We start from the raw sequence: 4,345 nt of genomic DNA, 5'->3' as shown, positions 1-4,345 counted from the left end.
CCAAGGGCCCTGATGCCAGTCGCGAGATGATGCGCTTCTTTCTTGAGCACCCGAAACCGAGAGCCGCGTCCCCCAACAAAACACAAGGAGCCCGCCGGACCACGGCAAGGACTGGCGGGCTACGACTGAATATCTCCCATACGGGTAGGTCTGGAGTGCACCAATCGAGGCTAGTTCTCGTCTCAGGGGCACGGCGTTCCAGGGTTTATTACGGCGAGATGGTCGACTTCTGGCATATTCCGGACCTGGGCCATAGTTTTACGTTTGGGCGGTTCGCGAACGTTCATTCGCGCCAAGCAAGACTGTCCGGTCTGAGCGTCGGCCGACCAGTCATGCGATCCTTTCCGCGACAATCAGCGTTTCTTCTCTGCGGTGCAGCGGGACCTTCGATCCGAATCAACCCAGCCGGCTGCGGCCGCTGAAACAGCCGAACGGAGATCGATCATGACCGATGCAAGACAGACCAGCTTCGAGGTTCCTGCGCAAATGCGCGAGGGCGCCGAGAAAAGTCTCGAACAGGCCCGCCAAGGGCTGGACGCCTTCTTGGGGGCAGCCCGCAGGGCCGCTGAAACCATGGAGCAATCAGCGGACACCGCTCGGGCTGGGGCCAGGGACGTAACCCAAAGGACCTTTTCCTCCGCGGAGGAGAACATCCACGCTGCGCTGGACATGGCCGAGCGGCTGGTTCGGGCCAGGAACCCTCAGGAAGCTGCGCAGATCCAAGCGGAGTTCGTGCGCGCGCAGTTTGAGGCTGTGCAGACCCAGATGCGCGAGATCGGCGCCAGCATGCAATCGGCTCTGAGCCAAGCAAGCTCAGGTCAGACGAGCACCGACCAAACCGGCGGAACGGCAGGCTCAAAAAGCAGAAATACCAGAAAGTAAGGCCGGAGCAGCAGGAGCTCGAAATGAGTTCGCCTCGGTCACTCCTCCTGTGGCCGGGGCCGCACTCACTGGCGCCGTTGTTCTATCGTTCGAGCACATAAGTGCCTGGCGCGTCCTGCAGCGGTGGGTATTTCGAACTGCCCATCCGTGGTGGTGCGCTCGTTCGGCCAGACCGAGCAGAGAGCCATGCTGTCCAATCTGGCCACCAGCTCCCCTCATGGCGGCTGGCGTGCAGCAGCCACTGCTCGGGATTGCTCGCTGCCGCATCTCCAGTTTCCCGGGTCCAGTAGGCACCCTTGCCACCTGGTGGGTTGATGATCCCGGCAATATGGCCGCTGGAGGCACGCACGAACCGCACCTCACCGCCAAACAGCTGCGTGATGCGCCAAGCTGCGTCCCAGGGCACGATGTGGTCCTTCTCCGCCCCCACCGCGTAAGTGTCCTGGTGGATGCGGCTAAGATCAAGCGCTTCGCCCTTGAGCGTGATCCTGTTCGGCTCGATCAGGTTGTTCTCAACATAGGTGTTGCGCAGGTACCAGCTGTGGGCAGCACGCGCCATCCGCGTGCCGTCGCTGTTCCAGTACAGAAGGTCAAAAGCCGGTGGCTTGCTGCCCATCAGATAGTTGTTGACCACGTTGGCCCAGATCAGATCGTTCGAGCGCAGCAGATTGAACATGTTCGACATCTCACGGCTGTCGAGATAGCCGCGTTCCATCATCTGCTGCTCGATCAGGTCCACCCCCGGCTCGTCCATGAACACGGCTGTGTCGCCTACCCGCGAGAAGTCCTGCAGCGAGACCATGAAGCTGGCCGAGTTGAACCGCTTGTCACCCTTGGCGGCAAGGACAGCCAAGGTCATCGTCAGCAGCGTCCCGCCGATGCAGTAGCCCATGGCGTTGACCGTGGGACTGCCGGTGATCTCGCGCACCACATCGCTGGCCTCCAGCGGCCCGAGATCCATGTAGTCCTCGATCCCGATCTCATCCATGGACGCATCCGGGTTCTTCCAGGAGATCAGGAAAACCGTGAACCCTTGCTCAACCAGGTAGCGCACCAGGCTGTTCTTGGGCTGCATGTCGAGGATGTAGTACTTGTTGATCCAGGGCGGGAGGATCAGCAACGGCGTCTTGTGAACCTTCTTGGTTGTGGGCGCATACTGGATCAGCTCCATCAGGCGGTTGCGGTGGACCACCTTTCCCGGCGTAAGGGCAAGGTTCTTGCCTGGGGCGAAGGCTTCTGTATCGACCATGCTCAGGCGCCCGGCCTGAAGATCAGCAGCCAGGTTGGCCGCACCAGCGGCAATACTGGTCCCCCCGGTCTCGAGAGCCCTTTTAAGAGCGACAGGGTTCGACAGCAGGATCAAAGCGGGGCTCATCGCATCCACGAACTGCCGGAGGTGGAAGTTGATGCGCTGCTGCTCGGCCTCATCCATGTCATGCACATCGCCCTGCTGCAGGAGCCAGTCCGACGCAAGTAGGTAGATCTGCTGAAGAGTGCGATAGACAGGATTGGCATGCCACTCGGGAGCAGCGAACCGCTTGTCTGTTGCAGTAGAAGATGGTCCCTCGACTGCTGATGCTCCGGCAAGACCAAGCCAGCGCTGTCCCGCCTCCTGCCACACGTCAACGGCAGAGCGCCACAGATCCTGGTTGAGGTCCGCTACAGCCAGAGCTGCACTGGGCTTTCGCAGCGAGCGCAGCCAAACGATGCGCAGAGCCCGGGCGATCTCAGCCCAATCGACGGGCACGACCTCCCGCAGAGGATTGGCGTTCCACATCTGGTCGATGGTGCGAAGGGTAGGATCCTGTGACAGACTCCTCTGGAGCTGATCGACACCTCCGGCGAAAAGCCCCGAAGCGGGGTTGCCCGCTGTCATCTGCCACCACGCCGTGCCTGGATCAGCCAAGGCGTGGGCTGGGGCGGACATCTGGTCCATCCATGAGGCCCAAACACCCAGCATCACATCGGGTCCCGGCATGTTCCCGCTTACCTGCGCTTGCGTCCTGTCACTGTCCTCGCCGGCCATGAGCTTCCTCCAAAGTGTCCTTGCGTCTCTTTTGGGCAGCCTTCGCCATGAGGCGCCCAGTCCCGCTTCGCGACCCAGCAGAAGCTGTCCACGGAAGCCAAGTGAGATGACTTTCCGAGCGATGTTATCTCTTGCGTCAGCTGCGCGAGTGCGCGGTCATGAGACAACGCACAAACTTACTGGACTGGTTCATGTGCGCCGATGCCATTGTGTCTTATCATGTGAGTGCAACAAAGCTGCCTTGGTTTCCACCGCTCCTGACGAGCGTCAGGGTACTCAATGAACTCGCGCAACATTGCCGCGTTAAAGCGCTTTTGGTTTCAGTGTAGGGCATAGCCGGCGTGCCTGATCCAGCCTTTGGCATCTTTTGCGGTGATGGTATCGAGGGCGGGTTTGAGCTCCGCCTCCAGAGCTTCGAGAGTGCGTGGGGCTTTCGCCTTGAGCGGCTCTTTCATCTTGGCCCAGGCGGGCTCGATCGGGTTGAACTCGGGCGAGTAACGCGGCAGGTACAGCAGTCCAATTCCGGCCCGATCGAGCAGGTCCCGCACTTCCGTGGCGTGATGCGGGCGCAGGTTGTCCATGACCAGGATCGCATCCGGCTTCAGCTGCTGGAGCCTGGGCACCAGCACCTGTTCCAGATAGGCCAGCAGCACGGAGGTCGAGGTGGACGCCGCGATGCTCATCGTGGCCACCAGCCCGTCACACCCGAGTGCCCCTAACACCGTCAGCCGCTACCACGAGCCAAGGGGAATGGAGCCATAGGCGCGTTGCCCGCGTGGGGCTCGGGCGTGGGTGCGCGCCATCTTGGTCGTGACGCCGCTTTCATCCAGGAACACCAAGCGCTCCACAGGCAGCGTGCTCATCTGCTGGCGATAAGCCTCGCGCTCGGCCGCAATCTCGGGCCGCTCCTGCTCGGCCGCCCGAAGGGTCTTTTTTTCGGACGCAACTTGAGCCGCTTGAGCGCCTCGCAGATCACTGCCAGACAGACCGTCACGCCGGTGTGCGCGGCTAGGCGCTCGCGGTACTCGCGCAGCAGCGCGTCATTGTCCTCAAGCACGAGCTGGCGCAGCACCTCCACGGCTGCCGCATCCAGGCGCGAGGGCACGCCGCCGCTGTGCGGCTTCGGAGCACGCCGGCCTTCCTCGCGCTCCTGGCGGCGCCAATTCGACACGGTGGCAGGGCAGACCTGGAAGCGGCGGGCGATCTCGACCTGAGAAAGGTCGCCCCGCTCGCAGGCGACCAGAACGCGTTCGCGCAGATCAGGAGAATAGGGCTGGGGCATGGCTTGCCTCCGGGGCCATCTCCCTGTCAACGCACAGCCCACCCAAATGGATTCAAGCCCAGATCAAAAGCGCTTTAGTACTACAGCCGTGGTTTACGTCGGCGTCGGGTGCGCTTGCGCCAGTGACACTCGCGGGCACGCTGCTGGTGTCGTCG

5 protein-coding genes are annotated in these 4,345 nt (G+C 62.1%); 1 reads left to right on the top strand and 4 read right to left on the bottom strand.

All coding sequences use genetic code 11. The annotated features are described in order from the left end of the window. Positions 1-444 precede the first annotated feature (444 nt). On the top strand, positions 445-882 hold the full coding sequence (locus tag ILT44_RS29935) for a phasin (protein WP_204243253.1): 438 nt from the start codon (positions 445-447) through the stop codon (positions 880-882). A gap of 82 nt (positions 883-964) precedes the next feature. On the opposite strand, the gene ILT44_RS29930 is transcribed toward ILT44_RS29935, so the two are convergent. The 4 genes from ILT44_RS29930 to ILT44_RS29920 form a co-directional block, all read right to left on the bottom strand. Continuing rightward, complete coding sequence (locus ILT44_RS29930; protein WP_204243252.1) at positions 965-2,809, bottom strand: PHA/PHB synthase family protein; 1,845 nt, start codon at positions 2,807-2,809, stop codon at positions 965-967. Positions 2,810-3,228: 419 nt separating this feature from the next. Then, positions 3,229-3,630, bottom strand: coding sequence for a transposase (locus tag ILT44_RS29925; protein WP_307826746.1), 402 nt, complete (start codon positions 3,628-3,630; stop codon positions 3,229-3,231). A gap of 9 nt (positions 3,631-3,639) precedes the next feature. Continuing rightward, complete coding sequence (locus tag ILT44_RS31365; protein WP_239468640.1) at positions 3,640-3,771, bottom strand: transposase; 132 nt, start codon at positions 3,769-3,771, stop codon at positions 3,640-3,642. Next, entirely contained in the window at positions 3,768-4,190 is a 423-nt protein-coding gene (locus ILT44_RS29920; RefSeq protein ID WP_204243250.1) for a helix-turn-helix domain-containing protein, read from the bottom strand. Before ILT44_RS29920 ends, ILT44_RS31365 begins: the two co-directional genes overlap by 4 nt. Between the last annotated feature and the right edge of the window lie 155 nt (positions 4,191-4,345).

The sequence above is a fragment of the Microvirga arvi genome (assembly GCF_016892765.1).
GTDB lineage: Bacteria > Pseudomonadota > Alphaproteobacteria > Rhizobiales > Beijerinckiaceae > Microvirga > Microvirga arvi.
This window is presented reverse-complemented; position numbering and strand designations above follow the sequence as displayed.